Source organism: Cupriavidus sp. CER-90 (genome assembly GCF_057652055.1).
Map to the genome: position 1 here is coordinate 1,326,302 of NZ_JBYGYM010000002.1, position 16,265 is coordinate 1,342,566.

The 16,265-nt window shown below is 67.4% G+C and carries 14 protein-coding genes; 3 read left to right on the plus strand and 11 right to left on the minus strand.

All coding sequences use genetic code 11. The features are described 5' to 3' along the window. Window positions 1–31 precede the first annotated feature (31 nt). The gene (locus AC24R4_RS16660) at window positions 32–1,123 is read right to left on the minus strand and encodes an ABC transporter substrate-binding protein (protein ID WP_487523367.1); all 1,092 of its coding nucleotides are present in this window, start codon (window positions 1,121–1,123) and stop codon (window positions 32–34) included. A 213-nt stretch (window positions 1,124–1,336) separates the two neighbouring features. On the opposite strand from AC24R4_RS16660, the gene AC24R4_RS16665 reads away from it, so the two are divergent. Both AC24R4_RS16665 and AC24R4_RS16670 read left to right on the plus strand, forming a co-directional pair. Beyond that, window positions 1,337–2,029 carry a response regulator gene (locus AC24R4_RS16665; protein ID WP_092600542.1) on the plus strand — a complete coding sequence of 231 codons (693 nt, stop codon included), beginning with the start codon at window positions 1,337–1,339 and terminating at the stop codon, window positions 2,027–2,029. A gap of 1 nt (window position 2,030) precedes the next feature. Next, window positions 2,031–3,509, plus strand: coding sequence for a sensor histidine kinase (locus tag AC24R4_RS16670; RefSeq protein WP_487523368.1), 1,479 nt, complete (start codon window positions 2,031–2,033; stop codon window positions 3,507–3,509). Window positions 3,510–3,662: 153 nt separating this feature from the next. Here AC24R4_RS16670 and AC24R4_RS16675 read toward each other — a convergent pair whose 3' ends face one another. From AC24R4_RS16675 to AC24R4_RS16705, 7 genes are all read right to left on the minus strand, one after another. Further along, window positions 3,663–4,526 (minus strand): ChaN family lipoprotein, encoded by an 864-nt coding sequence (locus AC24R4_RS16675; protein WP_487523369.1) that lies wholly within the window; start codon window positions 4,524–4,526, stop codon window positions 3,663–3,665. After that, complete coding sequence (locus AC24R4_RS16680; protein WP_153946262.1) at window positions 4,523–4,888, minus strand: DUF2149 domain-containing protein; 366 nt, start codon at window positions 4,886–4,888, stop codon at window positions 4,523–4,525. Before AC24R4_RS16680 ends, AC24R4_RS16675 begins: the two co-directional genes overlap by 4 nt. Then, the gene (locus tag AC24R4_RS16685) at window positions 4,885–5,394 is read right to left on the minus strand and encodes a MotA/TolQ/ExbB proton channel family protein (protein WP_400397596.1); all 510 of its coding nucleotides are present in this window, start codon (window positions 5,392–5,394) and stop codon (window positions 4,885–4,887) included. The genes AC24R4_RS16680 and AC24R4_RS16685 overlap by 4 nt, the downstream gene beginning before the upstream one ends. Before the next feature lie 276 nt (window positions 5,395–5,670). Continuing rightward, window positions 5,671–8,868, minus strand: coding sequence for an efflux RND transporter permease subunit (locus AC24R4_RS16690; protein WP_400395340.1), 3,198 nt, complete (start codon window positions 8,866–8,868; stop codon window positions 5,671–5,673). A 4-nt stretch (window positions 8,869–8,872) separates the two neighbouring features. Next, the gene (locus AC24R4_RS16695) at window positions 8,873–10,123 is read right to left on the minus strand and encodes an efflux RND transporter periplasmic adaptor subunit (protein WP_400395338.1); all 1,251 of its coding nucleotides are present in this window, start codon (window positions 10,121–10,123) and stop codon (window positions 8,873–8,875) included. A 279-nt stretch (window positions 10,124–10,402) separates the two neighbouring features. Continuing rightward, complete coding sequence (locus AC24R4_RS16700) at window positions 10,403–11,047, minus strand: MOSC domain-containing protein (protein WP_487523370.1); 645 nt, start codon at window positions 11,045–11,047, stop codon at window positions 10,403–10,405. Between the two features lie 229 nt (window positions 11,048–11,276). Next, entirely contained in the window at window positions 11,277–12,290 is a 1,014-nt protein-coding gene (locus tag AC24R4_RS16705) for a D-2-hydroxyacid dehydrogenase family protein (protein ID WP_400395472.1), read from the minus strand. 522 nt (window positions 12,291–12,812) lie between these two features. Here AC24R4_RS16705 and AC24R4_RS16710 point away from each other — a divergent pair. Then, complete coding sequence (locus tag AC24R4_RS16710) at window positions 12,813–14,666, plus strand: phosphoenolpyruvate carboxykinase (GTP) (protein WP_400395474.1); 1,854 nt, start codon at window positions 12,813–12,815, stop codon at window positions 14,664–14,666. A gap of 78 nt (window positions 14,667–14,744) precedes the next feature. Here AC24R4_RS16710 and AC24R4_RS16715 read toward each other — a convergent pair whose 3' ends face one another. From AC24R4_RS16715 to AC24R4_RS16725, 3 genes are all read right to left on the minus strand, one after another. Further along, window positions 14,745–15,065: a helix-turn-helix domain-containing protein gene (locus tag AC24R4_RS16715; RefSeq protein WP_487523371.1), complete on the minus strand. Its 321-nt coding sequence runs from the start codon at window positions 15,063–15,065 to the stop codon at window positions 14,745–14,747. Then, window positions 15,062–15,394, minus strand: a complete 333-nt coding sequence (locus AC24R4_RS16720) for a type II toxin-antitoxin system RelE/ParE family toxin (RefSeq protein ID WP_487523372.1) — start codon at window positions 15,392–15,394, stop codon at window positions 15,062–15,064. The genes AC24R4_RS16715 and AC24R4_RS16720 overlap by 4 nt, the downstream gene beginning before the upstream one ends. Window positions 15,395–15,572: 178 nt before the next feature. Beyond that, window positions 15,573–16,262 (minus strand): response regulator, encoded by a 690-nt coding sequence (locus AC24R4_RS16725; protein WP_153946269.1) that lies wholly within the window; start codon window positions 16,260–16,262, stop codon window positions 15,573–15,575. Window positions 16,263–16,265 lie beyond the last annotated feature (3 nt).

Here is a 16,265-nt window from a genome sequence, read left to right on the forward strand (position 1 = left end):
CGGCCGCCCCCAACCACCGACCCCGCCCGGCTCAACCCTTGAGCGCCTCGCGCCAACGCGCGAGGAAGGCCTTCTTGCGCAGGGCGTCCTGCGCGGCGAGCAGGCCCGGCCCCACGCTGATCGGCTTGAGCGCGTAGCCCAGCCGCTCGGCCAGGGCATTGGCCGTATGCGCACTGTCGGTATCGGTGCGGATGGTATAGAGCTGCGACGTGGACTGCCCCAGCAACGCCTGTCCTGCGCGCGACAGCAGGTAATCGAGCCATAGCCGGGCGGCATTGGGCCGCGGCGCCCGCCGCGCGATAAATGCCACGCGCGACATCACCAGCGTGTAGTCGCGCGGCGCAATTACGCCGATCCCGGCGCCGCGCTCCATCAGCGACAGCGCGTACGACCCCAGCAGGTTGTAGCCGAGCACCAGTTCTCCGCTGGCGATGCGCTCGACCATGTCGGCCGTCGATGCCGACATCTGCACCTGGGCACGCCCCAGCGCCTGCGCCAGGTACCAGAATTCGTTGCCCATGCGGGCGTCCTGCTGCGCCAGCAGGTAGCCCACCCCCGAACGCTCCACGTCGTACGTCACCACCTTGCCGCGCCACTGGGGCGCATGCTCCTGCAGCAGGCGCGCCAGGCCGCTGCGGCTGCCCGGCACATGCGCCGACGCGAAATGCTTGCGGTTGTAGACGATGACGGCCGGCTCGAACGTCGTGCCCCAGGCTTCGTCGCGCCACACCGCCCAGCTGGGCAGACCGGGGCGCTCGGGCGACTCGTAGCGTTGCGCATGGCCATCGTTGACGAGCTTGATCTGCAGGTCCATGGCCGTGCTCCACAGCACGTCGGCGTAGGCGGCGTCGCGGCTGGGCGGCGCCGGGCCCATGCCCGCGCTCTCGGCCAGGAACCGCTCATGCAGTTGGAGCGTGTTGAGGTCCTGGTAACGCACGCGCACGCCGGGATATCGCGCCTCGAACCCCTGGATCAGGGGCTGCACCACTTCCAGGTCGGTGGATGCGTACACCGTGACGCCTCCCTCGCGCTGGGCGCGGGCGATGACGTCGGCGTAGTCGCCCGGATATCCATCCGGCACACGCGGCCCTGGCTGGGCCAGCGCCGGGACCCCCATGGCCATGGCACCACCTGCCAGCAGCAACTGGCGACGCGTGAAGCAGGACGGTTCCGGGGGTGGGGGCGGCACGGGCGGCGGAGAAGACAGGACGATGGTGTGCGGACGTGAGCGAGGCAGCCAGCAGACACCTGCGGGCAGGGCGGGGGTATTATAGGCGCCCGCGGCACGCAGGGGCGGCCCGCGAGACACGACAAGAGCGGGCAGAGGAGGTCCGGCATGCGCATCCTGCTGGTGGAAGACGAAGTGGAACTGGCCCGCTGGGTGGCACGTGCGCTGGAGCAGGGCGGCTTCGTGATCGAGCACGTCGCCGATGGCCTGCAGGCCGAAGCGCGCCTGATGGCCGAGGAGTACGACGCCGTGGTGCTGGACCTGCGTCTGCCCGGCAAGGACGGCCTGGCCGTGCTCAAGTCCATGCGCGGCCGCGACGACCGCACCCCGGTGCTGATCCTGACCGCCCAGGACACGCTCGATGAACGCGTGCGCGGCCTGAACCTGGGCGCCGACGACTACCTGCCCAAGCCGTTCGCCATCGCCGAGCTCGAAGCCCGCATCCTCGCCCTGATCCGCCGCAGCCGCGGCCGTGCGCATCCGCGCCTGCAATGCGGCACGCTGGTGTTCGACGGCGAGACCCGCAGCTTTACGCTGGGCGGCGCACCGCTGTCGCTGACGCCGCGCGAATCGACGCTGCTCGGCGCCCTGCTGGCCCGCAGCGGCCAGCCGCTGACCAAGGCGCAACTGCTGGACAAGGTATTCTCGCTCGATGCCGACGTGAGCCCCGACGCCATCGAAGTGCTGGTCTACCGCCTGCGCAAGAAGCTGACCGGCCACGGGGTCACCATCGTCACGCTGCGCGGGTTCGGCTACCTGCTGGAACCCGAAGCCACGGAACCGCCCCGGGCCGGAGCCTGACATGTGGCGCCGCCACCTGCGCCAGCGCGCGCGCCTGCCGGTGCGGCTGTGGCTGCGCGGCAGCCTGCGTCGCCAGCTGCTGATCCTGCTGGTACCGGCGCTGGCGCTGATGATGGCTGTCGACACCTGGTTCACCTACGGCACCCTGCGCGATGCCGCCAATACGGCCTACGACCGCTCGCTGTACGGCTCGATCCGCACCATCGACAACGCCATCGGCATGGCTGGCGAAAGCGTGCAGCTCACGCTGCCCGACGCGGCGATGGAGATGTTCGAGACGGCCGCGCAGACCCACGTGTTCTATCGCGTGTCGATGGAGCGCGGCGGCGGCATCGAGACCGTGACCGGCTACGACGACCTGCCGCTGCCCAAGGGCCCGCTGGCCAACAACGTGCCGCGCTTCAACGACGCCATCTACCACGGCGATCCGGTGCGCGTTGCCACGATGGCGCGGCCCATCTACCGGCCCGACGCCAACATGCGCGTCATCATCCAGGTGGCCGAAACGGCAGAGCCGCGCGCCGCCCTGATCGGCAACGTCTGGCGCAGCGCACTGCTGCGCGATATCGCGCTGATCGTGCTGTCGGCCGTGATCCTGGTCGGCGGCATCACCTACGTGCTCAAGCCGCTGCAACGGGTACGCGACGACGTCCGCGCCCGTTCGCCCGACGATCTCGCGCCACTGGCCTTCGACGTGGTGCCCGTGGAGGTGCGGCCGCTGGTCGATGCGGTCAACCTGCACGTATCGCGCTCGGAGACCATGGCGCAATCGCAGGCGCAGTTCATTGCCGACGCCGCGCACCAGCTGCGCACGCCGCTGGCCATCCTCAAGACCCAGGCGGAATTCGCGCAGCGGCAGTTGCAGCTGCGGCAGGACGAGCCGGCCCGCGAAGCCGCCGCCGAAGCCGTCGGCGGCATCGTCACGCAGCTGGAACAGGCCGCGCGCCTGACCAACCAGTTGCTGGCCCTGGCGCGCGTGCGGCAGCCGGGGCGCGAAGGCGCCACGCAGGACGACGAAGCGGGCATCATCGACGCCGTCACGGTGGCGGAACAGGTGGCGCTGGACTACCTGCCGCTGGCGCGCGGCAAGCAGCAGGATTTCGGATGGGAGCGGCCTGCCGGCCTGACGCTGCCGGTCCGCGCGGACGCCGCCCTGCTGCGCGAGGCGCTGGCCAACCTGGTACACAACGCGATCCAGTACTCGGGGCGCGGCAGCCGTATCACGCTATCGGCCGCACAGCGCGACGGCCGCGCGCTGCTGGTGGTCGAGGACGATGGCCCCGGCATTCCGGAGCGCGAACGCGAGAAGGTGTTTGCGCGCTTTTACCGGCGCGTGGAGAACACCGAGCCCGGGTCAGGCCTCGGGCTGGCGATCACGCGCGAGATGGCGGCCAGGTTTGGCGGCAAGGTGACGCTGCGCGATGCCACGCAGGGCCGGGGATTGCGCGCGGAACTGAGTTTCGCGCTGGCGGATACTTAGCGCTGTCCGGCTCCCCTCTCCCGCGAGCGGGAGAGGGGCTGGGGGAGAGGGCGTGGCGCATCCAATCCCGTATTCGACAAGCAGAACCTCAATGCCCTCTCCCCCGACCCCTCTCCCATTTCATGGGAGAGGGGAGCAATGCAAGCAGGCGGCTCACTGTTTCATCGGCCTCCCCATCACCGCCCCCTTGCACGGGTCGTCGCGCTCCTTCGCCGGTACGCGCACCACGACGTCGAAGCCCTTGTCGGGCGAATCCGATTCGATATACCCGACGCTGAGCACGCGCGAACCGTGCTCGGGCAGCCAGCGCGGCACGCCGATGTCGCGCCGCACGTGGCCGTTGCCCGCGATCAGCACTGCGCCCCGGCTGGCGTAGGGCCGCAGCGTCTGCGCCATCACGGCGTCGCGTGCAGCCTGCGCGTTCAGCATGCCCGGCAACATGGCCTGCGGGAAATGGCCGCAGTGGCCGGCGTCGAGCACGGCAGTCTGTGCCGTCACGATGTCGGCGGGCAACGCGCCATCGAGCCCCAACGCCACCTGCTGGTCCGTGGGAAAGACATCGCCATAGCCACCGCGCACGATCCTTGCCGCATCGGCCCGCGACAGGTTGGCCGCGCGCAGCGGCAAGTCGTACTGCAGCGCCAGCGCCACCACGGGCTTGTACAGCGCCCAGTCCCATCCGCTCGGGCTGCCGGCCGCCTGTTCGATCAGGTAGTCGGCATCGTGCGGCCGTTCGCGCCGGGCGCGCTCGATATCGGGCTGACGCTCGCGGTCGAACTGCTCCATCGCGATGGCCGGACGCCAGCCCGCTTCCACCGCACGCGTCAGCGCCTGCAGGCGCTGCTGCTGGGCCGGCGCGCTGTCGTGGACTTCGCCCAGCAGCACGTAGGACTTGTCGGCGAACATCTGGCCGATCGCGGCCGGCGTGGCAGGGGGCGGGGTGGCGGTCGATGCGCAGCCGGTGGCAAGCGCCACCGCCGCCGCCATCGCAAGCAGGACAACGGGTGTGCGCATCATGGCCGGGCGGGCTCCGGTTGCGTTTGTGCCTGGGTGCCGCCGTTCGCTGCCGCCGGCGTCTCGGGTACGTAGACCATCGATCCATCCTTCATGCGATAGGCCACGCCGGCCTTGATGCCGTCGCCGGACCCCACCTGGCCGCTGGCCTGGTAGCGCACGATCTTCTCGCCCTGGCGCGACACGATTTCCATGTTCGGCTTGCCCGGGTTGGAGATGATCGTCACGTCCTGGTGCGTGAACGGATTGAGCGGGTTCTGGGCGATGGTCACCAGCAGGGCGGCAATCACCACCAGAAACACGTCGATCAGGTTGACGACCGACAGGATCGGATCGTCGGCCTCGCTCTCCTCCAGGAACTTCATGCCTCGGACTCCCATTGCGGCTGCGACTGGCCCAGCCAGACCAGTTCCTCGGCCAGCCAGCGCCGGCGCACATTGACCACCCAGAACGTGATGCTGGCCGCGATCAGCGCCAGGATCACGGCCGAGAACGCGATGGTCAGGTTCTCGCCGACATTGGCCAGATTCCCGCCGGACAGGCTCTTGAGCGCCGGCCCCATCGGGATCATCGTGGCCACCAGGCCCAGCATCGGTGCCACGCGCGTGGCAATGCGCGGACGTTCCAGCAGCTTGTGCGCCGTGACGTCCAGCGCGTCGGGGTGGCTCACCTTGTGCCGGCGCGCCCAGGCGACCAGCGGATAACCGCGGCCCGAGCTGACGGGATGGCGACCGCGCAACCAGGCCTGCATCGCAAAATCGCCAAGCGCCCAGAACGCATAGAGGAACAGCAGCCCGATCAGCGCCAGCGTCGGATACAGGAACAGCTGGCCAACGTCGTACATCAAGGTTTCAAGCAGGGTAGGGGTCATGGTCAAGCGCGGATATCCATGCGACGAATAACGAGACGCATGTATTTCAAAATGCAATTCTTTTTGTAGATCGATGTGCGGATCTGCCCGCCCGGCCCGGGCCGGGGCGGGCAGTTGCCAGGGGCAAGGCCCCGGCCAGCCAAGATAGCACCGGCACGATGGCTGTGCCAGGTGACTTGCGCACCTGTTTACGGGAATCAGTGGGGGAAGCCGCGGATAAGGGACCGGAATGGCCCCCCGTCCCGCGCGGGGCGGGGGGCGCACCCCTGGTGTCAGTCAGTGTGCAACCGCCTCGGGCTGCTTCGCTTCCAGCGGATTGCCTTCCGAGTCGATCTGCAGCGGGCCGGTGCCCGAATAACGGTCCAGCGCCAGGTAGATCACCGGCGTGATGAACAGCGTGATGACCTGCGAGAACAGCAGGCCGCCCACCACGGCCAGGCCCAGCGGCTGGCGCAGTTCGGCGCCGGCACCCAGGCCCAGGGCCAGCGGCAGGGCGCCCATCACGGCGGCGAACGTGGTCATCATGATCGGGCGGAAGCGCAGCAGGCAGGCCTGGCGAATGGCCCTGCTTGGCGCCATCCCTTGTTCGCGCTGGGCCGCCAGCGCGAAGTCGATCATCATGATTGCGTTCTTCTTGACGATGCCGATCAGCATCAGCACGCCGATTGTTGCAATCAGCGACAGTTCGACGTTGAAGAGGAACAGCGTCAGCAACGCGCCGATGGCCGCCGACGGCAGCCCGGCCAGGATGGTCAGCGGATGGATGTAGCTCTCGTAGAGCACGCCCAGCAGCGTGTAGATGACCGCGATGGCCGCCACCAGCAGCACCACCTGCGTGGCCTGCGACGACTGGAACACGGCGGCGTCTCCGCCCCAGCTGGTGAAGATCGACGACGGCATCTCGATTTCGCGGCTGAAGCGGTCGATCAGCTTCGAGGCATCGCCCAGCGCCGCGCCCGGCGCCAGGTTGAACGACACGGTCACCGACGGCAGCTGGCCCTGGTGGTTCACCGCAATCGGGCCCACCCGGCGCTCGGTCGTGGCAAACGCCGACACCGGCACCATCTGCCCGGTCTTGCTGCGCACGTAGAGCTTGGAGAAAGCGGTCTCGTCCACACGATCGACATCGGCGGCGGTGAGGATCACGTAGTAGTTGTCGATCGGCGTATAGATCGTCGATACCTGGCGTTCGCCAAAGGCCGTGTACAGCGCCGCGCGGACGTCCTGCATCTGCACGCCCATCGCGTTGGCCTTGTCGCGGTCGATGGTCAGCTGGGCCTCCAGGCCCGACTGCTGCGAATCGCTGGTCACGTCGCGGAATACCGGCTCGGCGCGCATCTTCGCCATCAGCTTGTCGCTGTACTCCTGCAACTGGCCCGACTTCACGCTCTGCAGCGTGTACTGGTAGCGGCTCTTGCTCTGGCGGCCGCCCAGGCGCAGGTTCTGCACCGGCGAGAAGTACACCTGCAGGCCCGGCACGCCCGACACATCCTTGCGCAGCGATTCCACCACCTGCGGCATCTTCGGGCGCTCGCCCAGCGGCTTCAGCTCCACGAACATGCGGCCCGTGTTGATGGCCGGCGACGGGCCGCCGCCAATCGACGCCACCACGCTCTTCACCGCGGGGTTGGCGCGGATGCGCTCGGCCGCATCGCGCAGGCGGTCCGACATGGCGTCGAACGAGATATCCTGCGGGCCTTCGGCGTTGACCTGGATCTGGCCGATGTCTTCCTCGGGGAAGAAGCCCTTGGGGATCTTCACGAACAGCACGGCGGTCAGCACGAACGTCAAACCCGCTGCCGCCAGCACCACGCGGCGGTGCGCCAGGCACCAGTCCAGGCCATGCGCATACTTGTGCAGTGTCCACTCGAACAGGTCTTCGAACCATTGCGTGGCACGCAGGCCGATGGTCTGCTTCTGCTGCACGGGATGCACGGGCGCGCCGGGCGCGTGATCGCCATAGGCATGTTGCGATTCGTCCACCGGCACGTTTTCGGCCGACAGGAAGCGCGCGCACAGCATTGGAATCAGCGTCAGCGACACCAGCGCCGACACCAGGATCGACAGCGACACCACCGCGGCGAATTCGTGGAACAGCAGGCCGATCACGCCCGGCATGAAGAAGATCGGGATGAACACCGCCACCAGCGAGATCGAGATCGACAGGATGGTGAAGCCCATCTCGCGTGACCCCACCAGCGCCGCCTTCAGCGGCGGTACGCCTTCCTCGATGTGGCGCACGATGTTCTCGAGCATCACGATGGCGTCGTCCACCACCAGGCCCACGGCCAGCGTGATGGCCAGCAGCGACACGTTGTCCAGGCTGTAGCCGAACGCCTTCATCAGCGCCACGGTGCCGATCAGCGAAATCGGCAGCGACACCGTGGGAATCAGCGTGGCCGCCGCGCGGCGCAGGAACAGGAAGATCACCATCACCACCAGCGCCACGGTCAGCGCCAGCGTGAACTGCACGTCGTGGATCGACTCGCGGATCGAGTTCGAGCGGTCGTTCACCACGCTCACGTTGACCGACCCCGGCATCTGCTGCACCAGGCGCGGCAGCGCGCCCTTGATGGCATCGACCACGGCCACCGTGTTGGCGTCGGGCTGGCGCAGCACGGCCAGCACGATCGACCGCTCGTTGTTGAGCCAGCTGCCGGTCTTGATCGTCTCGACGCTGTCTTCCACGTCGGCCACGTCAGACAGCCGCACCACGGCGCCGCTGGGCTGGCTGGCCACGATGATGTTGCGGAACGCGTCGGCGCTGGTCATCTGGCGGTTGGCCTGGATGGTCAGCGTCTGGCGCGCGCCGTCCAGCGTACCCACCGGCGTGTTCGCGTTGGCGCGATTGAGTGCGGTGGCCAGCTCGTCGAGCGTCATGCCACGGGCCGCCAGCGCGTCGGGGTGGGCGCGCACGCGCACCGAAAAACGCTTCTGGCCGAAGATCTGCACCTGCGCCACGCCGGGCAGCGTGGCCAGCGTGGGCGAGATCAGGTTGTCGCCAAACGCGTTCAGTTCGCCCAGGCTCATCGACGGCGAGTTGATCGCCAGCAGGATCACCGGCGCATCGGCCGGGTTCACCTTGCGGTACGACGGCGGCACCGTCATCTCGATCGGCAGCGACCGCTGCGCGCGGAACAGCGCGGCCTGCACGTCCACGGCCGCGTCGTCGATATTGCGGTCGCTGTTGAATTCGATCGTGATGCTCGAATTGCCAAGCGTGTTCGACGAGCTGATCACCGTCACGCCCGGAATCGTGGCGAACTGCTTCTCCAGCTGCGTGGCCACCGACGCGGCCATGGTCTCGGGGCTGGCGCCGGGCAGCGTGGCCGTGACCTGGATCACGGGCGAGTTGAAGCTGGGCAGGGCCGCGATCGGAATCGTCGGGTACAGCACGATGCCCGTGACGATGACGGCCAGGCACAGCAGCACCGTCATCACGGGCCGGCGGATACAGAGCTCGGACAGCGACATGGTCTTAATGTCCGCGATTGGCCGATGCCGGCGCTGCGGCGGCCGGCGCCGAAGCGCCCCGCGCGGCGGCCTCGCGCACCAGCGTGCCCGGACGCAGGTTCTGCGCGCCTTCGGTCACCACGCGGGCACCCGGCTGCACGCCTTCCACCACGGCGGCGGCGGCGGTGGTCACCACCACCTTGACCGGCACGCGGGCCACCTTGCTGTCGGGTTGCACGATATAGACAAAGCGGCCTTCCGGCCCCGTCACCACGGCTTGCGGCGGCACGCTCAGCGCGTTCTTCAGCACCTGCACCGTGGCGTTCACGTTGGCGTAGGTGCCGGGCCAGAGCCGGTGCTCGTCGTTGGGAAACATCGCCTTGACGCGGATGCTGCCGTATTGCGGGTCCACCGTGTTGTCGACGAACGTGATCTTGCCGCTCACCGGGGCCGGATTGCCGTCGTTGGGCTGCGCGGACACCGTCACCGGGCCCGCCTGCAGCGCCTCGCGCAGCGAGGCCAGCTGGCGCTCGGGCAGCGTGAACATGACCGTGATCGGCGCGATCTGGGCAATCGTCACCATCGCGGGCGTGGTGGTGGTGTTGGCCGGGGTCACCAGCGAGCCCGGGAACACGTTGATCACCCCGGTCCGGCCGCCGATGGTGGCGCGGATCTGCCCGTAGCTGACGGCGACCCGCCCGGCCTCGATGGCCGCCTGGTCGGCCCGGATCGTGGCTTCGAAGCCGTCCACCTTGGCCTGGGCGGTATCCACCGCGCTGCGCGAGATGAAATTGCGCTGCAGCAGCTCCTGGCTGCGGGCCAGCGTGCGGCGTGCATCGGCCAGGTCGGCCTGGTCGCGCATCAGCTGGGCGCGTGCGCGGGCCAGGTTGGCCTCGTCCATGCGCGTGTCCAGCGTGAACAGCAGGTCGCCCGGCTTCACGGACTGGCCTTCCTTGATATGGACGGTACGCACGGTGCTGGAAACCTGCGGACGCACGTCCACGGTCTGCATCGCGGTCACGGTGCCGTTGGCGGTGACCTCCACGGGCACGTCTGACTGCCGGACCACAGCGGTGCTCACCGTCGTGACGGCCGGCCCCTTGGCCGCCGGTTTCGGCGCCAGCCACGCCTTCCAGCCAAACCAGCCTGCCAGGGCCAGCACCACCAGCCCTGCGATAGCCACCCAGGGCAAAGCGCGGCCGCGTCCCGTCGAAGTGGACGCGCTCCAGTTGCCATCGACGAAGCCTTTCGGCTGGTCGATCCCGTCTGTTTTCATGTGAGGACCCTCAAATGCCGCATGGCGCGCTCCCCAAATGGCCCCGGATTCTTGGACCCGGTCATGCCCGCGCAAATCGCTACTAGTACCGCATTGCGCCTTCTAGGCAAAGTACGATGTATTACAAGCCATTACAGCATCTCGGGGAGGATGTCCGGACCAGCGGGAAAGAGTCGGTCGAATTGCTTGTATCTGAAGCAAAACATTATCAGAAAAGCGTGACGACTCAACTTGGGACTAACGCGGTCTTGCCCGGGGATGCGCCCGCCGGGCGGCGAATCACGCGCCGGGGCGCGGGTTCAGGCAGGCCAGCGGGATCTGGCGGGGGCCGGGCAACAGCAGCAGGGTGTCGCCGGCGCGGATCACACCCGGCCGCGCCACGCTCAGATAGACGCCGGAAAAGCCGCTGTGCGTCATGTCGCGCACGGCCTGCGCATAGCCCATCGCGGCGTTGAGCTTGTAACACGGGCGGCGTGGCGATTCCACCACAAATTCGACCTCACCGACGCGCACACGGTCGCCCACCCACAGCGCGGTCTCCAGCAGGCCCTGGGTCGTCAGGTTTTCGCCCAGCGCGCCAAAGGCCAGCGGCCGCTCGGCTTCTTCCACGCCGGCCTCGCGGCGGCGCGTGTTCCACCATGTGTAGTGTTCGATCGGATAGGCATACACGGCCCGGCCCGGTCCGCCATGGATGGTGCGGTCCACCTGCTCGTCGCCCGCCAGCCCCAGGCGGTGCACGCCCACGGCAATCGGATGATGCAGGGTACTGAGCGGATGCTTGCGGATGGCCGACATGACGACGGCCTCGGTGCCGGCCCCGGCCACCACCAGGGGCAGGGCCACGCCGACATTGATCGCCAGCAGACGGCCAACGGCCGTGCCACCGGCGCCTGCGGGATTGGGACGCGGATCGGATTCGGCCACGGGACGCCCTCCTTGCGTGTGCGGGGCCTGCGCGCATGCACCGGGACGCAGGTGCCACGCGCTGACGTTTTGAACCGAGTGTACCGGCTCGTCCGCGCGCTGGAAGGGGTGGAATGTGGGCAAACAGACGCACGCGGGGGGCATGCGGGGGGCATGCGGCGGCGTCTGTCCGGGGTGGCCGGCGCCGCGGAAACGGCGCCCGGTCCGTCGGGTTCAGCGGTTCAGCGGTTCAGCGGTTCAGCGCGGGCGTGAGGGCCTTGGGATTGACGATGCTGTCGTGCTTGCCGTCCAGCACGTCGAGGATGTTCTGGAAGGCGGTGCGGAAGTACAGCTCGTAGCTGTCGCGCTCCACATAGCCCAGGTGCGGCGTGCAGATGCAGTTTTCCATGCGCAGCAGCGCGTGGCCCTGCAGGATCGGCTCCGACTCGAAGACATCGATGGCCGCCATGCCCGGGCGCCCCCGGTTCAGCGCCGCCACCAGCGCGTTTTCCTCGATCAGCTCGGCGCGGCTCGTGTTGACGAACAGGGCCGTGGGCTTCATGCGCTGCAGGTCGGCCAGCTTGACGATGCCGCGCGTCTCGTCGGCCAGGCGCAGGTGCAGCGACAGCACATCGCTGTCGGTAAAGAGCTGTTCGACCGATTCGGCCACATTCAGTCCGTCCTCGCGGGCGCCCTGTTGCGACGCCTCGCGCCCCCAGACCAGCACGTTCATGCCGAAGGCGCGCCCATAGCCGGCCAGCAGGCGGCCGATCTTGCCGTATCCCCAGATGCCCAGCGTCTGGCCGCGCAGGACCTGGCCCAGGCCGAAGTTCGGTGGCATGGTGGTCGACTTCAGCCCCGACTGCTGCCACGCCCCGTGCTTGAGGCTGGCCACGTACTGCGGAATGCGCCGCTGGGCGGCCATGATCAGCGCCCAGGTCAGTTCCGCCGGCGCCACCGGCGACCCGACACCCTGCAGCACCACCACGCCACGGTCGGTACAGGCCTCCAGATCCACATGGCTGCCGGCACGTCCGGTCTGGCTGATGATTTTGAGCTTGGGCAACTTTTCCAGCAATTGGCGCGTCACCCGCGTGCGTTCGCGGATCAGGACCAGCGCCTCCACGTCCGAAAGCCGCGCGGCCAGCTGGCCCACGCCCTTGACGGTGTTGTTGAAGACCTTGACGTCGTGCCCTTCCAGCAGGGAAAAGCACGGCAGCTTGCGTACAGCGTCCTGGTAATCGTCGAGAACGGCAATCTTCATGGGTGACTCTTTGACCTCGGGGGCTTGGTGCGCGCGGCCACAGAATCAGCGCGCGACCGACAGTATTGTTGACTACCCTGACGCAACATTGACAGATGACAGTCCCGGCGGGCCAGCCCCGCGCGGCCAGTTGCGCGGGTCGTTCCAGGCATTCCGGCAGGGGAGACAATGCTGCGCAGCAAAAAACAGGGCGTCCGTACAGTGGTATTCTTGCCCGCCTCCGCGGCGCAACAGTGCGGTCGAGCCCAGCTCCCGCCCCCTGTTCGCCGCCGGACAATGCCCGACCGGACCCTGCCGCCCGCCAAAAGCGGGCGAAGCGCAACTGTAGCGCAGCCGCAGGGGCCCCCGCGACCATTTGCGCGGAATCGGTCGTCGCCGAGTTGTAACGGGATGTGACGGTCACGGAACGAGTGCGCCATGCCCAACGTGGCAAGCCGCGCCGGCGTCCGCCTTTCCCCGCGAGACCCGGCCACGACCCGGATCGGGCATGACAAGGTTTCCCTTTTGCTTTGGAGCAGTCAGATGAACCACCCCACCATGCAAGGCACCCCGGCACTGAACGTGCCGACCTGGGTCAAGAACCAGAAACTGGTCGCCTGGGTTGCAGAAATCGCCTCTCTCACCAAACCCGACCAGATCTATTGGTGCGACGGCTCGCAGGAAGAATACGACCGCCTGTGCGAGCAAATGGTGGCCGCTGGCACCATGCGCCGCCTGAACCCGGCCAAGCGCAAGAATTCGTTCCTGGCCCTGTCCGATCCGTCCGACGTGGCCCGTGTGGAAGACCGCACCTTCATCTGCTCCGAGAAGAAGGAAGACGCGGGCCCGACCAACAACTGGACCGCCCCGGCCGAAATGCGCACCACGCTGGCCGGCCTGTTCGACGGCTGCATGCGCGGCCGCACCATGTACGTGGTGCCGTTCTCGATGGGCCCGCTGGGTTCGCCGATCGCCCACATCGGCGTGGAACTGTCCGATTCGCCGTACGTGGCCGTGAACATGCGCATCATGACCCGCATGGGCCGCGCCGTGTACGACGTGCTGGGCAGCGATGGCGAGTTCGTGCCGTGCGTCCACACCGTGGGCAAGCCGCTGGCGGCCGGCGAGAAGGACGTGGCCTGGCCGTGCAATCCGACGAAGTACATCGTGCATTTCCCGGAATCGCGCGAGATCTGGTCGTTCGGCTCGGGCTACGGCGGCAATGCGCTGCTGGGCAAGAAGTGCTTCGCACTGCGCATCGCGTCGACGATGGGCCGTGACGAAGGCTGGCTGGCCGAGCACATGCTGATCCTGGGCGTGACCTCGCCCGAAGGCAAGAAGTACCACGTGGCCGCCGCGTTCCCGTCGGCCTGCGGCAAGACCAACTTCGCCATGCTGATCCCGCCCAAGGGCTTCGACGGCTGGAAGATCACCACGATCGGCGACGACATCGCCTGGATCAAGCCGGGCCAGGACGGCCGCCTGTACGCGATCAACCCCGAAGCCGGCTACTTCGGCGTGGCCCCGGGCACCAGCGAGAAGACCAACTTCAACGCGATGGCGACCCTGAAGGAAAACGTCATCTTCACCAACGTGGCGCTGACCGACGACGGCGACGTGTGGTGGGAAGGCATGACCAAGGAGGCCCCGGCACACCTGATCGACTGGCAAGGCAAGGACTGGACGCCCGCCATCGCCAAGGAAACCGGCGCCAAGGCTGCCCACCCGAACGCGCGCTTCACGGCACCGGCCTCGCAATGCCCGTCGATCGACGAAAACTGGGACAACCCGGCTGGCGTGGCCATCGATGCATTCATCTTCGGCGGCCGCCGCAGCACCACGGTGCCGCTGGTGACCGAAGCCCGCAACTGGACCGAAGGCGTGTACATGGCCGCCACGATGGGTTCGGAAACCACCGCCGCCGCGGCCGGCCAGCAAGGCGTGGTGCGCCGCGACCCGTTCGCGATGCTGCCGTTCTGCGGCTACAACATGAGCGACTACTTCGGCCACTGGCTCGCGCTGGGCAAGAAGCTCGAAGCGGCAGGCGCCAGGTTGCCGAAGTTCTATTGCGTGAACTGGTTCCGCAAGGACGCCGACGGCAACTTCGTGTGGCCGGGCTTCGGTGAAAACATGCGCGTGCTGTCGTGGATGATCGACCGCGTGGAAGGCCGCGGCCAGGGTGTGGACCACGTGTTCGGCACGTCGCCGCGCTACGCCGATTTGAACTGGGACGGCCTGCCGTTCACGGCCGAGCAATTCGACCTGGTCACCTCGATCGATCAGGACGCCTGGCAGAAGGAACTGGCCCTGCACGACGAACTGTTCACCCAGCTCCAGCACAACCTGCCGCAAGCCCTGGTGGAAACCAAGGCCGCACTGGCCAAGCGTCTGGGCTGATCCCCTGCTGCACCCGCTGCATCGAAAGCCGACCGGCCTTGCCGGTCGGCTTTTTTGTTTGCCCGGAGCGCCGCGCGGTCAGCCCTTGATGGCCTTGCGCTGGCGCTTGAACGCCGCCAGCGCCGCCACGGCAAACAACTGGCTACGCCCAACCTCGGCATGGGGCGTCAGCTTCCCATCGCGGACAAGGCGCCGAAACGTGGCCATCGAGACTTCAAGATACTCCGCAGCCTCGCTGGCCGTGAATTCGGCATGGGCCAGGTCGCCGAACACTTCGTCGTGGCTGAAATTCTCGTCACGAAAGGCCTGTTGGCCAATCATCACGAAGAAGGCTTCGCGTTCGACTTCCGGCAACTGGCGCAGGTCGTTGAACAAGGTTTGTGCGGTCATGGTCTTCATGCGTTCCTCTCTGCTCTGAGATACCTCTTCAGCAGGTCATAGAAATTTTCGTGCGGCCCCACCTGATAGAAGTCGATCATGACGAAATCGATGTCTATCCCTTCAGCCGCCAGCTCGGGTGTAGGCGAGCGATAGGCCATCAGGTATTCCTGCCGCTGAAACCGGAATTTGTGTACCCGGATGCCTGCCAGGTCGCCCGTTTTGGATTCGCCGGCGGCCGGGTCTTCGCAAACGAGTTCCACCTCGTCTTCGATAGCCTTCTGCAACGCCATGCGCGCCTTTTTGACGAAGTCCCGGAAAGGCCGTTTATAGTTTGGTGTCGCGATCATTTATCGGATCAATTTTGATTTTATAACAGATCACGACGTGCGAGGCAAGGCTCGGCAAAAGCGCAACGCACGTCAGCATCCCGCGACGTTACGCAGCAAGCGTTCGCTTGTAGATAGGACGATTCTGGAAGTGTTGCCGTCCACGGACCTGGGCGTGGCGGCGCAGGGCTACCCCAAACTACGCCGGATCGTTCTCTATCCCCAGTTGCTGGACGGCGTACTTCACCAGCTCGGCGCGGCCTTCGATGCCGAGCTTGCGTTTCAGGTTCAGGCGGTGGGTTTCCACGGTGCGCACCGATACGCCCAGGCGCGCCGCGATGTCCTTGTTGGACTGGCCGCGGCCAATGCCGTGGAGGATGTCGCGTTCGCGCGGCGTCAGGGCGTCGAGCGGGCTGATCGCATGTTCGGCCATGCCCCGGGCGATGCGCGCACTGTAGAACACGCGCCCGGCCAGCACGGCCTGGATGGCGGCCATCAGTTCGTCGGCCGGCGCGTCCTTGAGCACGTAGCCGCGCGCGCCCGCCCGGATGGCCTGGCGCACGTATTCCAGGTTGTCGTGCATCGACACGATCAGCACGGCCACTTCGGGATAGGCATCGTGCAGCGCCCCGGCCAGCGCGATGCCGCCCATGCCGCGCATGCCGATATCGGTGATCACCAGCTCGGGCAGGTTTGCCGGTCCGGCGCCGGCCAGCCACGCCAGCGCGGCCTCGCCGTCGTCGGCTTCGCCTACCACCTCCAGGCCGGGCTGCAGCGTCAGGTGCATGCGCATGCCGTCGCGCACCAGCGCGTGGTCGTCGATCAGCAGGACCCTGGCCTGGGCGGTCGGTGGCGGAATGACGGGCTCGTCGTCGTGTGCAACGGTCATAGG